Origin of the sequence: Pseudomonas prosekii (genome assembly GCF_900105155.1) — a bacterium.
In the GTDB taxonomy this organism is placed as follows: Bacteria; Pseudomonadota; Gammaproteobacteria; order Pseudomonadales; family Pseudomonadaceae; genus Aquipseudomonas; species Aquipseudomonas prosekii.
The window spans coordinates 6,063,798-6,077,908 of record NZ_LT629762.1; the positions used below are offsets into that span (position 1 = coordinate 6,063,798).

Annotated in this window: 11 protein-coding genes; 7 read left to right on the forward strand and 4 right to left on the reverse strand. The window is 61.3% G+C overall.

Annotated elements, in window-relative coordinates; genetic code table 11:
• The first annotated feature begins 134 nt into the window (after positions 1 to 134).
• The 4 genes from BLU01_RS27345 (at position 135) to BLU01_RS27360 (ending at position 4,312) form a co-directional block, all read left to right on the forward strand.
• Positions 135 to 917 carry a sugar phosphate isomerase/epimerase family protein gene (locus tag BLU01_RS27345; RefSeq protein ID WP_092281342.1) on the forward strand — a complete coding sequence of 261 codons (783 nt, stop codon included), beginning with the start codon at positions 135 to 137 and terminating at the stop codon, positions 915 to 917.
• Entirely contained in the window at positions 910 to 1,884 is a 975-nt protein-coding gene (locus BLU01_RS27350) for a sugar kinase (protein ID WP_092281344.1), read from the forward strand. The genes BLU01_RS27345 and BLU01_RS27350 overlap by 8 nt, the downstream gene beginning before the upstream one ends.
• Before the next feature lie 107 nt (positions 1,885 to 1,991).
• The gene (locus BLU01_RS27355; protein ID WP_092281346.1) at positions 1,992 to 3,290 is read left to right on the forward strand and encodes an MFS transporter; all 1,299 of its coding nucleotides are present in this window, start codon (positions 1,992 to 1,994) and stop codon (positions 3,288 to 3,290) included.
• Positions 3,291 to 3,334: 44 nt separating this feature from the next.
• Complete coding sequence (locus BLU01_RS27360; RefSeq protein WP_092281763.1) at positions 3,335 to 4,312, forward strand: 2-hydroxyacid dehydrogenase; 978 nt, start codon at positions 3,335 to 3,337, stop codon at positions 4,310 to 4,312.
• Between the two features lie 107 nt (positions 4,313 to 4,419).
• On the opposite strand, the gene BLU01_RS27365 is transcribed toward BLU01_RS27360, so the two are convergent.
• The 4 genes from BLU01_RS27365 to BLU01_RS27380 all read right to left on the reverse strand — a co-directional run bounded on the left by BLU01_RS27365 (position 4,420) and on the right by BLU01_RS27380 (position 10,168).
• Positions 4,420 to 5,607 carry a pyridoxal phosphate-dependent aminotransferase gene (locus BLU01_RS27365; RefSeq protein WP_092281348.1) on the reverse strand — a complete coding sequence of 396 codons (1,188 nt, stop codon included), beginning with the start codon at positions 5,605 to 5,607 and terminating at the stop codon, positions 4,420 to 4,422.
• Positions 5,608 to 5,647: 40 nt separating this feature from the next.
• Entirely contained in the window at positions 5,648 to 7,273 is a 1,626-nt protein-coding gene (locus BLU01_RS27370) for a methyl-accepting chemotaxis protein (protein WP_092281350.1), read from the reverse strand.
• A gap of 347 nt (positions 7,274 to 7,620) precedes the next feature.
• Positions 7,621 to 8,760 carry a glycerate kinase gene (locus BLU01_RS27375; protein ID WP_092281352.1) on the reverse strand — a complete coding sequence of 380 codons (1,140 nt, stop codon included), beginning with the start codon at positions 8,758 to 8,760 and terminating at the stop codon, positions 7,621 to 7,623.
• 295 nt (positions 8,761 to 9,055) lie between these two features.
• Positions 9,056 to 10,168, reverse strand: a complete 1,113-nt coding sequence (locus BLU01_RS27380; RefSeq protein WP_092281354.1) for a sugar diacid recognition domain-containing protein — start codon at positions 10,166 to 10,168, stop codon at positions 9,056 to 9,058.
• Between the two features lie 170 nt (positions 10,169 to 10,338).
• Between BLU01_RS27380 and BLU01_RS27385 the strand changes: the two genes are divergently transcribed.
• The 3 genes from BLU01_RS27385 to rarD all read left to right on the forward strand — a co-directional run bounded on the left by BLU01_RS27385 (position 10,339) and on the right by rarD (position 13,973).
• The gene (locus BLU01_RS27385; RefSeq protein ID WP_092281356.1) at positions 10,339 to 11,649 is read left to right on the forward strand and encodes an MFS transporter; all 1,311 of its coding nucleotides are present in this window, start codon (positions 10,339 to 10,341) and stop codon (positions 11,647 to 11,649) included.
• 188 nt (positions 11,650 to 11,837) lie between these two features.
• On the forward strand, positions 11,838 to 12,851 hold the full coding sequence (locus BLU01_RS27390) for an aldo/keto reductase (protein WP_092281358.1): 1,014 nt from the start codon (positions 11,838 to 11,840) through the stop codon (positions 12,849 to 12,851).
• Between the two features lie 234 nt (positions 12,852 to 13,085).
• Entirely contained in the window at positions 13,086 to 13,973 is an 888-nt protein-coding gene (rarD, locus tag BLU01_RS27395; protein WP_092281360.1) for an EamA family transporter RarD, read from the forward strand.
• Positions 13,974 to 14,111 lie beyond the last annotated feature (138 nt).

Genomic DNA, 14,111 nt, shown 5'->3' on the forward strand with positions numbered 1-14,111 from the left:
CATCGCGAGCAAGCTCGCTCCCAGAGGGGTACGCAGTCCAAATGTGGGAGCGAGCTTGCTCGCGATAAGGCCATAAACCTCACCCCAACCTTTTTTTTGAACAAAAATGAAACCGGTTTCAGAGGCAGATAACAATGAATAAACCCGCCGTTTCCATCAGCCTGTCCAGCTATGGCGCCGACCTTGTGCGCCAACGCGGCCAAGGCAGTTTCGTCGATGTATTGGCCACTGCCGGCGCGTCGCGCATCGAATGGCGCGAAGAGCTGCTGACCGACGAAGACCCCGCGCAACTGGCCGCCGATACTCAGGCTCAGGCACTGGAAAGTGTCTATTCCTCGCCGATCGAACTGTGGCTGGCCGGCCATTCAAAACCCAATCCGCAACTGCTGACGACGCTGCAACGCGCCAAGGGTTTCGGCGCCAAATGGCTGAAAGTCTCGTTGGGCTATTTCACCGACAACAATGACCTGCAAGCCCTCGCCCGCCTGTTGAGCCAAAGCCCGGTGCAGCTGCTGGTGGAGAACGACCAGACCTTGCACGGAGGGCGCATCGAGCCGTTTCAGCGGTTTTTCGATGAGGTCGAACAGCACAATCTGCCGATCAAAATGACTTTCGATATTGGCAACTGGCAATGGCAGGATCAGTCTGCCGCCAGCGCTGCGCGATTGCTGGGTCGGCATGTCGGTTACGTGCATTGCAAAGCGGTCGCGCGCCGCGCGGACGGCAAGCTGGTTGCCATCCCGCCGAGCGCCGCTGACCTGCACCTGTGGGAACAATTGCTGCGGCACATGGCACACGGCGTGATGCGTGCGGCGGAGTATCCGTTGCAGGGCGATGACCTGGTGCAACTGACCCGCGAACACGTGGCGATCCTCGCCGGCCTCGGTCAATCACGCCTGGAGAACGCGCATGTCTGAGATCGATATCCTTTCGTTTGGCGAAACCATGGCCATGTTTGTTGCCGAGCAAAATGGCGATCTGGCTGCGGTTGGCCACTTTCACAAACGCATTGCCGGCGCCGACAGCAATGTCGCCATTGGCCTGTCGCGGCTGGGTTTCAATGTCGCGTGGCTGAGCCGCGTGGGCGACGATTCCCTCGGACGTTTTGTCATCGACACACTGGAGAACGAAGGCCTCGACTGTCGGCATGTGGCGGTGGACTTCGCTCACCCGACCGGTTTTCAGCTCAAGTCGCGCGCCGACGATGGCAGCGATCCGCGGGTCGAGTATTTCCGTCGCGGTTCGGCGGCGAGTCATATGTCGGTGCAGTCGATCAACTCTGAACTGCTCAACGCCCGGCACTTGCACGCCACTGGCATTCCTCCGGCGCTTTCGGCCAGCGCCCGCGAGATGTCGCTGGAGCTGATGACGCGCATGCGCGACGCCGGGCGCAGCGTGTCGTTCGACCCCAATCTGCGCCCGAGCCTGTGGGCCACCGAGCAACAGATGATTACCGAGATCAACCGTCTCGCCGCCCTCGCCCACTGGGTGTTGCCGGGGTTGAGCGAGGGCCGTTTGCTGACGGGTTTTGACGACCCGGCCGACATCGCCGCGTTTTACCTCGACCAAGGGGCCGAGGCGGTGGCGATCAAACTCGGGCCGCACGGTGCTTATTACCGCACGCAACTGGATCAGGGTTTTGTTGCCGGTGTGCCGGTGCAAACCGTGGTCGACACGGTCGGTGCCGGCGATGGATTTGCCGTCGGCATGATCAGCGCCCTGCTGGAAAACCACAGCTTCGCCGAAGCCGTGCAACGCGCCAACTGGGTTGGCAGCCGCGCGGTGCAGAGCCGTGGGGATATGGAAGGGTTGCCTACAAGGATTGAGATGTCTGCTGAATTCTCCACCGCCGATCGCGAGCAAGCTTTGCTCCTACAGGGTTAGCGCAATTCCTGTAGGAGCGAGGCTTGCCCGCGAAGGTGCCGGTACATTCACTAAAGATCTGACCCGTTACCTGCTGCGACAAAAACAACAAGCTCAGGAGCACCATCATGAAAACTCCAACACTCGCCGCCCGCCGCTGGTGGTACATCATGCCCATCGTGTTCATCACCTACAGCCTGGCGTATCTGGACCGCGCCAACTATGGGTTCGCCGCCGCCTCCGGGATGGCCGAAGACTTGATGATCACGCCGGGACTGTCGTCGATGCTCGGCGCGCTGTTTTTCCTCGGCTACTTTTTCTTCCAGGTGCCGGGCGCGATCTACGCGCAGAAACACAGCGTCAAGAAGCTGATCTTCGTCAGCCTGATCCTCTGGGGCGGCCTCGCCACCCTCACCGGCATCGTCTCCAACGCCTACTGGCTGATCGTCATCCGCTTCATGCTCGGTGTGGTCGAAGCCGCGGTGATGCCGGCGATGCTGGTTTACCTGTGCCACTGGTTCACTCGCGCCGAACGCTCACGCGCCAACACCTTCCTGATCCTCGGCAACCCGGTGACCATGCTCTGGATGTCGGTGGTTTCCGGCTACCTGGTGCAGCATTTCAGCTGGCGCTGGATGTTCATCATCGAAGGCTTGCCGGCAGTGCTCTGGGCATTTATCTGGTGGCGCTTGGCGGATGACCGTCCGGCGCAAGCCAAATGGCTCAGCGACGAGGAAAAGCAGGATCTGGAAAGCGTCCTGGCTGCCGAACAGGTCGGCATCAAAGCCGTGAAAAACTACGCCGAAGCCTTCCGCTCGCCGAAAGTCATCGTGCTGGCCTTGCAGTTTTTCTGCTGGAGCATCGGCGTCTATGGCTTTGTGCTGTGGTTGCCGTCGATCCTCAAATCCGGTTTGCAGATGGACATGGTCGAAGCCGGTTGGCTGTCGGCGCTGCCGTATCTGGCGGCGGTGATTGGCATGCTCGTGGTGTCGTGGGGCTCGGACAAGTTGCAGAAGCGCAAACGGTTTGTCTGGCCGCCGCTGCTGATCGCCTCGATTGCGTTCTACGGCTCCTACGCGTTGGGCGCCGAGCATTTCTGGTGGTCCTACACCTTGCTGGTGATTGCCGGCGCCTGCATGTACGCGCCTTACGGACCGTTCTTTGCGATCGTCCCGGAAATCCTCCCGGCCAACGTCGCCGGTGGCGCCATGGCGCTGATCAACAGCATGGGCGCGCTCGGGTCGTTTGGCGGTTCGTATCTGGTCGGTTACCTCAACAGCACCACCGGTTCGCCCGGCGCTTCATACCTGTTGATGAGCGGCGCACTGATGCTTTCCGTAGTGCTGACGATTTTCCTCAAGCCCGGCGCGAGTGACCGCACCGTTGCCAAGACTGCCGCGAAAAGCCCGGTGGCGGCGCATTCCTGAATTGAATTGAACTGAATTGATTGCATTGAGTGAGAAACATGACGATGAAAAAGCAGGTCGTGCTGTACAAGAAACTCTCGCCGTTGCTGATGGCTCGCCTGCATGAGCAGACCGACGTCACGCTGATCGACAACCTCAACGCCGATGGCCTCGCGCAGTTGCGTGACGCCCTGCCCCGCGCCCACGGACTGCTTGGCGCCAGCCTCAAGCTCGACGCGCAACTGCTGGATCTGGCGCCCAACCTGCAAGCGATCGCCAGTGTTTCGGTGGGCGTCGACAACTACGACATCGAGTACCTGACCGCGCGCCGAATCCTCCTCAGCAACACCCCGGACGTGCTCACCGAAACCACTGCCGACACCGGTTTTGCGCTGATCCTCGCGAGCGCCCGGCGTGTGGTCGAGCTGGCGAACATGGTTCGCGCCGGCGAATGGAAACGCAACGTCGGCCCGGCGCAGTTCGGCACTGATGTGCACGGCAAGACGCTTGGCATTATCGGCATGGGGCGGATCGGTGAAGCGTTGGCGCAGCGCGGGCATTTCGGTTTTGGCATGCCGGTGATCTATCACAGCCACTCGCCGAAACCGGCAGTGGAACAGCTTTTCAACGCGCAATACCGCAGCTTGCCGGAGTTGCTGCAACAGGCTGATTTTGTTTGCCTGACATTGCCGCTGACTGCCGAAACCGAGGGTTTGATCGGCAAGCAACAGTTTGCGTTGATGCGCCCGGAGACTATTTTCATCAATATTTCCCGGGGCAAAGTCGTGGACGAAGCGGCGCTGGTCGAAGCGCTGCGTTCCGGGCAGATTCGCGCGGCGGGGCTGGACGTGTTTGAGCGTGAACCGCTGAATGCTGACTCGCCGCTGATGCAAATGAACAACGTGGTCGCGACGCCGCATATCGGCTCGGCGACCCACGAAACGCGCGAAGCGATGGCCACCTGTGCGGTGGACAATCTGCTGATGGCGTTGGCCGGTGAACGCCCGGTGAACCTGGTGAATGCCGGGGCGTGGAAGGCTTGAGAAATCTGCTGCCTGTCAGGCAGCTATCGCGAGCAAGCTCGCTCCCACAGCGAATTTGTGTACGCCGCAGATCCAATGTGGGAGCGAGCTTGCTCGCGATGAGGCCCTCAAGCCCGCCGCGCTTCCAGCAAGTCCGCCGCACACAGGGCTATCCGCCGACACGCATCCGCCAACTTCACCTGATCCACCACCAAGCCAATCCGGATATGCCCGGCCGCGCTCGGCCCGAACGCCTCACCGGCCAGCACCGACACACCATAACCATCAAGCAAGCGCTCGGCGAAGCCTTGCGCACACAACCCGGTCTGGCGGATATCGACCATCACAAACATCCCGCCATCGGGTTTGATCGGCCGAATCCCCAGACAATTACCCAGCCGCGCGCACACCAGATCGCGGCGCTGACGATATTCTTCGCGCATCATCGCCACTTCCGGCAAGTCGCCGTCCAGCGCCACTTGCGCGGCTTTCTGGACGAAATCCGGAATGCCGAAGAGCATGCACAACGACAAATGCATCAAGTGCTCGGCCAACAGTTTCGGGCCAATCACCCAACCGACGCGCCAGCCACTCATGGCGTGGGATTTCGACAGGCTGTTGATGGTTGCGGTGCGCTCGGCCATGCCCGGCAGATGCGCCGGGCTGATGTGCTCGCCTTCGTACAGCAAGTCGCTGTAGACCTCGTCGCTGATCAGCCACAAATCGTGGCGAATGCACAGCGCCGCCAACGCCTGCCAGATCGGCAACGACAGGCTGGCGCCGGAAGGATTGTTCGGACTGTTCATGAGAATGACGCGGGTTCTGGCGGTGATCAGCGCCGCGACGTCGGCCGGATCGACGCGAAAACCGTTCTCCGGGCGCACCGCCACCGGCAGCACTTTCGCCCCGCAGGCGCCAAAGACCGCCTCATACGTCACGTACATCGGTTCGGCGACGATCACCTCGTCGCCCGGATCGAGCAAGCACTGCGCCACCGCGTATACCGCACATTGCGCGCCGGGCAACACGATCACATGCTCAGCCTCGACCGCTTGCCCGCTGCGCCGACGGTGGCGGCTGGCGATGCTGGCGCGCAAGGCGCGAGTGCCGCGCGCGTCCGAGTAATGCGTGTCGCCGGCCAACAGGCTGTCGATGGCCGCCTGGACGATCGGTTTCGGCGTGTCGAAATCCGGATCGCCGACCGACAGCAGCAACACATCAATGCCCTGCTCGCGCATCTCCAGCGCTCGATCATGAATCTTCCAGGCCGCCGCTCCGTCTCCGGCGATGCGTTGGGTCAGGGCTGAATAGCGCATGTAACTCTCCTGTCGCGCGTGTTCCTGACACAACCCTATCTCAAATTACAAAACGCGCCACCATCGCATTCAAATCCATCGCCAGGCGCGACAATTCGTGGGTTGCGGCGCTGGTCTGGTTGGCGCCGGCAGCGGACTGAGTGGCGAGGTCGCGGATGTTCACCAGGTTGCGGTCAACTTCGCGCGAGACTTGCGCCTGCTCTTCCGAAGCACTGGCGATCACCAGGTTGCGCTCGTTGATCAAATGGATCGATTGGGTGATCTGCTCCAGCGCGACGCCGGCAGCGCGAGCCATCTCCAGCGTGCTTTGGGTGCGCTGGTTGCTTTGTTGCATCGAGGAGACCGCTTCGCCAGTGCCGTTCTGAATCCCGGCGACCATTTTTTCGATTTCCTGGGTCGACTGTGCGGTGCGATGGGCCAATGCGCGAACCTCGTCCGCCACCACCGCAAACCCGCGCCCGGCTTCACCGGCACGCGCCGCTTCAATCGCCGCGTTGAGCGCCAGCAGGTTGGTTTGTTCGGCGATGGCGCGAATTACGTCGAGCACTTTGCCAATGTCACGCCCCTGAGTCGCCAGGCCTTCGATCATCACCGAGGTGTTTTGCACGTCGTGGGTCATGACCTGAATCGCCTCGACAGTTTCGACCACGCGGTTGCGCCCTTCGCGAGCGGCCTGGGTGGACTGGCTGGAGGCTTCGGAGGTCGACACCGCATTGCGTGCGACTTCTTCGACCGCTGCGGTCATCTCGTTGACGGCAGTGGCGGCTTGTTCGATTTCGTTGTTCTGCTGTTGCAGCCCGCGCGAGGCTTCTTCGGTAACCGTGCTCAGTTCTTCGGCGGCAGCGCCCAACTGGGTCGCGGACCCGGCGATCTGCTCGATGGTTTTGCGCAGGTTGGCCTGCATCGCCGCCAACGCGCCGAGCAAACGTGCCGGTTCGTCCTTGCCGTCGATTTCGATGGTTTTGGTCAGGTTGCCGCCGGCAATGGTTTCGGCTGCCTGCACCGCGCGGTTCAACGGCGTGACGATGCTGCGGGTCAGCAGCCATGCGAGCAACACGGTCATCAGCGCCGCCACCACCGAAACGATCACGATGCCGTTGACCGCCGTGTTGTAGTTATTCTCCGCAATTACCCCAGCCGCTTTCGCCCCTTGGAGGTTGAACGCCACCAGTTTGTTCAGCTGTTCGCCCATGAGGTCGGTGCCGTCCTTGATCCGCGTGTTGATCAACACACGCATTTCATCGACCTTGTTCTGCCGCGACAGGTCGAGCATTTCGCGCTGGGCCTGCATGTAGTTGTCGAGCGTAGTGCTGAAGGTCTGGTACAGCGCCTTCTCATCCTTGCCCGCCGGCAACTCGGCGTAACTGGCCTGGGCCTTGCGCGCCTTGTCGTTGAGCACGCCGATACGGGCTTCGGCCTCCTGCAGGCTCGCCGGCTCGCGGTTGACCAGAATCCGGAAGGACAGAATGCGCATGCGCAGGATGTTTTCGGTGACGTTGCCGAGGTAGCTGACGCTCGGCAGTTGCGTGCTGCCCATGTCGACGGAGGACTGGCGGATGATCGACATCCGGCTGACGGCAAACACACCCAGCACGATCACCAACAGGGCGATGAACGCGAAACCGAGGAAGGCTCGTGGCGCGATATTCAGATTACGCAAGGACATAGGATGACTCTCGGGTGGGTGAGCTTCGAGCATCCTTGCGATAGTCGCTAAATCGGGCAGGCAGGCGCCGGCCGCAAAAGCGTGGCGCCAGTGTTGTATTTGGTTTGTGTGCGCCTATGAGGGTTATCGGCGGGGCTTGAGGTTTTCTGCGGCGGGAATCGAAATATATTTCAGTGAGGCTAGGGAACTGCTCACGTCGGGTTGCGCAGCAGCCGCGACACCTGAGCTTGCGTTCCCTTCAGAGGACCGCGTTGGCGGGATGACGACTGCTGCGCAGCCGAACGGGAGCAAGCTCCCTCGCCACAGGGTTTGTGCTGGATTTGCGCGCCAGTGGCGGCAGATCCGGTTCAGGCCTTACGGGCGATGTTCCAGACGCGGGCGATGTCGGTGGCGCGTTCGCGCAGCAGTCGCGGCGCTTCGCTGCAGGCTTGTTCCAGAGTCATCGGTCCACTGGCGAGGGCGAACGCAGCGTCGATGCCGTGCGCATACAACGCCTGATAACCCTCGCCCAAGGTCCCGGCGAGGACGATGACCGGTACGCCGGCCTCGCGAGCGATTCGCGCCACGCCGAACGGGGTTTTGCCGCGCAAGGTCTGCGCGTCGAAACGACCTTCGCCAGTGATCAGCAGATCGGCGCCCTCGACGGCGTCAGCCAACCCGACCAACTCGGCAACCACCTCAACGCCGGCCTGGAATTGCGCGCCGAGGAAAGCTTTCGCGGCAAAACCCAAACCACCTGCCGCGCCGCTGCCCGGCTCGTCGCGCACGTCTTTGTCCAACGCCTGCGCACACAAATCGGCGAAATGCCCAAGCGCTTTATCCAGTTGCTCGACCTGACTCGGCGAAGCGCCTTTCTGCGGACCGAAGATGGCCGAAGCACCGTGAGGCCCACACAGCGGATTGTTGACGTCGGCGGCGATGTCGAAACGCACCGCGCTCAAGCGTTGATCGATGTCACTGAGGTCGATGCGCGCCAGTTGCGCCAACGCCAGTCCGCCGGGCGCGAGGATTTGCCCTTGCGCGTCGAACAGTTTTACACCGAGCGCCTGCATCGCCCCGGCACCGGCATCATTGGTGGCGCTGCCGCCAATGGCGAGGATCACCCGTTGCGCGCCGGCATCCAGCGCCGCGCGGATCAGCTCACCGGTGCCGAACGTGCTGCTGACGCACGCATCGCGCTGGCCCGGCGCAACCAGTTGCAAGCCGCTGGCTTCGGCCATTTCAATGATCGCGGTGTGGTTGTGCGGCAACCAGCCCCACGCCGCTTCGACGCTGATGCCCAGCGGGCCGCGCACCTGAGTGCGGCGCAGTTCGCCTTCGCACGCCGCCAGCACCGATTCGACCGTGCCTTCGCCGCCGTCGGCCATCGGGCATTTGATCAACTGCGCGTCCGGCCACACCTCGGCCAGACCTAGCGCAATGGCATCGGCCACGCCCTGCGCACTCAAACTATCCTTGAACGAATCGGGGGCGATGACGATTTTCATGAGCATTCTCCAGTTCTTGTGCCTCCATGCTGCCAGTTGCCTGCAGCGCTGGCCCCTGTCCGGTGCACAAGTTGGGATGGTGTTTATTGTTCATTTATACAAAGTTGCGCGATGGCAGGGCTGGCCCCATCGCGAGCAAGCTCGCTCCCACAAGAGCGCCGCGTTCCCTGTGGGAGCGAACTCGCTCGCACATTTGCAATGCAGTCCCCTGTGTGAGCAGGCCTCCTCCCACATTTGCAATGCATTCCCCTGTGGGAGCGAGCTTGCTCGCGATGGCGTCCTTGAAATCACTTGTTTAATCCGTCTGCGGCAGCAGTTGCACCCCGAGGTACAACGCCAACATCCCGTCCAGCCTTAACGGATCGACCCCGCTCAACTCGGCGATCCGCTCCATGCGATAACGCAAACTGTTGCGGTGAATCCCCAGCGCATCGGCACAGGCCTGGCTCTGCCCGTCGTGATCACACCAACTGCGCAGGGTCGCGAGCAATTGGCCGTTGTTGTCCTTGGCGATGACTTTGCGCAATGGCTTGAGCAATTCATCCAGCGCATCGTCGTTGCGATGCCGCCACAGCATCACCGGCAATCGATAACGGTTCAGCGTCAGCAACCGCGAGCGCGGCAGCACGTCGCGGCCATATGCCAACAGATCGGCAACGCGCCGATAGCAGCGGCGCAACCCCGGCAAGCCATCAGCCTGGCCACCGACGGCAATGCGCAGGATGTTCCAACCGAGGCCATCGAGTTTTTCCAGCAAGCGTTCGTGCTCGATCGGCTGATTCCCCGGCCGGCACCACAGCAGCGAAGATTTCGCCGAACTGACGCACCAACTGTCCGGATAACGGCTGATCAACCACGCGCTGAGCGCTTCGACGGTCTGCCCCGGCCCGTGCTCCAGGCCCAATTCGAACAGATACGGCACCCGCGTCAATTGTGGTTTGAGCCCCAGTTGCTGCGCTTCATCGACCAAGCGCGGCGAGTCCCCGGCATCGGTCAGCAGCAACGCCAGCAGGTCATCGCAACGTTGCCGGCGCCATTGCTGCTCGGCCTGCTGATTGCGCTGGCCGACGAGCATTTCCGCGGTCATGCGCACCAGTTCGGCGTAGGTGCGCAATTGCTCGGGTTCGCCGGTGATGCCGAGCACGCCGATCAGGCGCTGATCAAGCAACAGCGGCAGGTTGATCCCCGGTTGCACGCCTTTGAGGTGTATCGCGGTTTGCGCGTCGATCTCGACCACCCGCCCGTTGGCCAGGACCAATTGCGCGCCTTCGTGGCGCGTGTTGATCCGCTCCGGTTCGCCGCTGCCCAGAATCAGCCCCTGACTGTCCATGACATTGACGTTGTACGGGAGGATGGCCATGGCCCGGTCGACGATGTCCTGGGCCAGGTCGTGATCGAGTTCAAACATTGCGCAGATCCTTGAAAACGAGGTGGGACGGGTTGTTCACCCGCACAGGCTTGTCCGGCAAACGCTGTGCTCAGGCACAAAGACAATCACCCAAGCGGTGGCCGAGACTCACGGGGCGATCAACGTTACCCTTTGCATCGCAAAAAATCATAATAAAGAGAGAGCCCGCCATGTCACAGAGCGCAGCCGCTACCCAGACCAATGCTGACGAAAAAAGCGCCGTTTACAAGCGCATCACCTTACGTTTGATCCCCTTCATTTTCATCTGCTACTTGTTCAACTACCTCGACCGGGTGAACGTTGGATTCGCCAAGTTGCAGATGCTCGACGCGCTGAAATTCAGCGAGACCGTGTACGGCCTCGGCGCCGGGATCTTCTTTATCGGCTACGTCTTGTGTGGCGTGCCGAGCAACCTGGCGCTGAGCAAATTCGGCCCACGGCGCTGGATCGCGCTGATGATGATCGTCTGGGGCACGCTCTCGACGTGCCTGCTGTTCGTCACCACGCCGACCGAGTTCTACACTTTGCGCCTGTTCACTGGCGCGGCCGAAGCCGGGTTTTTCCCGGGCGTGGTGCTGTATCTCTCGCAGTGGTTCCCGACGTTCCGCCGTGGCCGGATCATGGCGCTGTTCATGTCGGCGATTCCTGTTTCCGGTCTGCTCGGCAGCCCGTTTTCCGGTTGGATTCTCAACCACTTCGCCGCTGGCCAAGGTGGCTTGGCCGGTTGGCAGTGGATGTTTTTGCTGCAAGGGATTCCGACGGTGATTCTCGGCGCCCTCGCCTATTTCCTGCTCAGCGACAGTTATGCAAATGCCAAGTGGCTGACGCCGTTCGAGCGTTCGGTGCTGGAAGCCGACCACGCAGAAGACTTGGCGAACAAACCGAAAACCACCACCGACTCGTTGACGGCGGTGTTCAAGAACCCGGCGATCTGGGCATTCGGGCTGATTTATTTCTGCATTCAGAGCGGCGTTTACGCGATCAACTTCTGGCTGCCATCGATCATCAAGAACCTCGGTTTCAGCGATAACCTGGTGATTGGCTGGTTGAGTGCGATTCCTTATCTGCTGGCGGCGGTGTTCATGTTGCTGGTCGGTCGTTCGGCGGATCTGCGCAAGGAGCGGCGCTGGCATTTGGTGGTGCCGATGCTGATGGGCGCGGTCGGTTTGCTGATCGCGGTCAACTTCGCGACGACGCCGGCGATTGCGATTCTCGGTCTGACCATCGCCACCATGGGCGCCCTCACCGGCCTGCCGATGTTCTGGCCGGTGCCGACGGCGCTGCTCAGCGCGGGTGCGGCGGCCGGTGGTTTGGCGCTGATCAACTCGATGGGGCAGATGGCCGGGTTCTTGAGCCCTTATCTGGTTGGCTGGGTCAAGGACAGCACCGGCTCGACGGATGCGGCGTTGTATCTGTTGGCGGGCGTGATTGTCTGCGGCAGTGTGTTGGCGTTGCGGATGACGCGAACGCTGCGCGTCTGATCTGCCTTTTGTGGGAGCGAGCTTGCTTGCGATGGCGGCTGCACAGTCAAGATTGATGGTGTCTGTGCTATCGCTATCGCGAGCAAGCTCGGCTCCCACAGGGATTCGCGTCGATATTCCGGTTGCTCCGGGCAACCATTCTGGTATTTGATTGAAGCCTTTTCCGCACCGACAAAAGGACTTCGTTCATGAGCTATCGCACCCTTGGCCATTCCGGATTGCAGGTGTCCACGCTGACCCTCGGCACCATGATGTTCGGCGAACAGACCAGCACCGAAGACTCGCTGCGGATCATCGACAAGGCCTGGGATCAGGGTATCAACTTCATCGACACCGCCGACGTCTACACCAACGGCCGTTCCGAGGAGATCGTCGGTGAAGCCGTCGCCGGCAATCGGCATGAATGGGTGATCGCCACCAAAGTCGGTTTCGGCCCGGTGGACGGCGTGCCGAACCGCAGCGGTTTGAGCCGCAAACACCTTTTCAACGGCATCGATGCCAGCCTGACGCGGCTCGACACCGATTATGTCGACATCTATTACCTGCACCGCGAAGACCACAACACGCCGCTGGAAGTGACGGTCTCGGCCATCGGCGACCTGATTCGCCAAGGCAAGATCCGTTATTGGGGCCTGTCCAACTACCGTGGCTGGCGCATCGCCGAAGTGATTCGCGTCGCCGACAAACTCGGCGTTGACCGCCCGGTGATCAGTCAGCCGCTGTACAACATCGTCAACCGCCAGGCCGAATCGGAACAAATCACCGCCGCTCACGCTTATGGCCTCGGCGTCGTGCCTTACAGCCCGTTGGCGCGCGGCGTGCTCAGCGGCAAATACGCGCCGGACGTCACTCCGGATGTGAACAGCCGCGCCGGCCGGCAGGACAAGCGCATCCTCGAAACCGAATGGCGCGTCGAGTCGTTGCGCATCGCCCAGCAAATCCAGCAATACACCGAGGCCCGTGGTGTCGGCATCGTCGAATTCGCGATCGCTTGGGTGCTGAACAACAGCGCCGTGACCTCGGCCATCGTCGGCCCGCGCACCGAAGAACAGTGGGACGCCTACACCAAGGCTCAAGCCGTGAAGATCAGCGCCGAGGATGAGGCGTTTATCAATTCGCTGGTGACACCGGGGCATTCCTCGACGCCGGGCTTCAACGACATCAGCCACTTCGTCTCCGGCCGCAACCCTCGCAAAAACTGACCCGGACTGACCCGCAACTGGCTAGCACTGATTGTTCCCACGCTCCGCGTGGGAATGCTGCACGCGACGCTCCGCGTTCCTTTCAGGAAAGTGACGCTGAGCGTCACAGGAAGCATTTCCACGCAGAGCGTAGGAACGATCACCTGTGAGCACGGTTGATCAATCGAACAGTGTTCTAAGCTAAAACCACGTATCCTCCGCCCCCCGTTTCACGTTCAACCTCGCGAGGACAGTTTGTCTAAAGGTATCGCTTTATCGGTCACAGCCTCGGTGCTGTTTGCCGTCATGTATTACTACACCTCGTTGCTCACCCCATTGAGCGGCGTAGAAATCTTCGGCTGGCGGATGCTCCTGACCTTGCCCTGCATGACCGTGTTCATGCTGGTGTCCGGCGAATGGCGGCGCGCCGTCGCCATCGTCAAATTGGTGATCGGCAAGCCCAAGCTGCTCATCGGCCTGGTCGCCTCGGCGATTTTGCTTGGGTTGCAGCTGTGGCTGTTCATGTGGGCGCCGCTCAACGGTTACAGCCTCGACGTGTCGCTGGGGTATTTCCTGTTGCCGCTGGCGATGGTGCTGACCGGGCGCATCGCTTATGGCGAGCGTTTGTCCTATCTGCAGAAAGTCGCGGTGTTTTTCGCCTCGCTTGGCGTGCTCAACGAGCTGTATCAGGTCGGCGGTTTTTCCTGGGCGACGTTGCTGGTGGTCGTCGGTTACCCGACCTACTTCGTGCTGCGCAAATGGCTGGCGACCGACAACCTCGGCGGGTTGTGGATGGACATGACCCTGATGCTGCCGGTGGCGTGCTGGTTTGTCTGGGGCGGCGAACAGGGTTTCGCCGTGTTCGACCAGTATCCGTGGCTGTCGCTGCTGATCCCATTGCTCGGTCTGATCAGTGCATCGGCGCTGGTGGTCTACATCATCGCCAGCCGCCTGCTGCCGTTCAGCCTGTTCGGGTTGCTGAGTTATGTCGAACCGGTGTTGTTGCTCGGCGTGGCGCTGCTGCTTGGGGAAAGCATCAAGCCCGGGGAATGGCTGACCTACATCCCGATCTGGATGGCGGTAGTGGTGCTGGTGTTTGAAGGGTTCAAGCATCTGGTCCGGCAGCGCCGCAAGCCTATGTAAATAATGTAGGAGCGAGGCTTGCCCGCGAAGGCGTCCTTGAAGGCGCCAAAAAGCTTCGCGGGCAAGCCTCGCTCCAACAGGGGGATGTATCAGCCAAAGAAAAGCCCGGTCAGCAGTAATACTGGCCGGGCTTTTCTA

Bases quoted from the DNA above. Each gene is read 5' to 3' on its own strand.
- BLU01_RS27345 (WP_092281342.1), top strand. From the start codon at position 135: ATGAATAAACCCGCCGTTTCCATCAGCCTGTCCAGCTATGGCGCCGAC.
- BLU01_RS27350 (WP_092281344.1), top strand. From the start codon at position 910: ATGTCTGAGATCGATATCCTTTCGTTTGGCGAAACCATGGCCATGTTT.
- BLU01_RS27355 (WP_092281346.1), top strand. From the start codon at position 1,992: ATGAAAACTCCAACACTCGCCGCCCGCCGCTGGTGGTACATCATGCCC.
- BLU01_RS27360 (WP_092281763.1), top strand. From the start codon at position 3,335: ATGAAAAAGCAGGTCGTGCTGTACAAGAAACTCTCGCCGTTGCTGATG.
- BLU01_RS27365 (WP_092281348.1), bottom strand. From the start codon at position 5,607: ATGCGCTATTCAGCCCTGACCCAACGCATCGCCGGAGACGGAGCGGCG.
- BLU01_RS27370 (WP_092281350.1), bottom strand. From the start codon at position 7,273: ATGTCCTTGCGTAATCTGAATATCGCGCCACGAGCCTTCCTCGGTTTC.
- BLU01_RS27375 (WP_092281352.1), bottom strand. From the start codon at position 8,760: ATGAAAATCGTCATCGCCCCCGATTCGTTCAAGGATAGTTTGAGTGCG.
- BLU01_RS27380 (WP_092281354.1), bottom strand. From the start codon at position 10,168: ATGTTTGAACTCGATCACGACCTGGCCCAGGACATCGTCGACCGGGCC.
- BLU01_RS27385 (WP_092281356.1), top strand. From the start codon at position 10,339: ATGTCACAGAGCGCAGCCGCTACCCAGACCAATGCTGACGAAAAAAGC.
- BLU01_RS27390 (WP_092281358.1), top strand. From the start codon at position 11,838: ATGAGCTATCGCACCCTTGGCCATTCCGGATTGCAGGTGTCCACGCTG.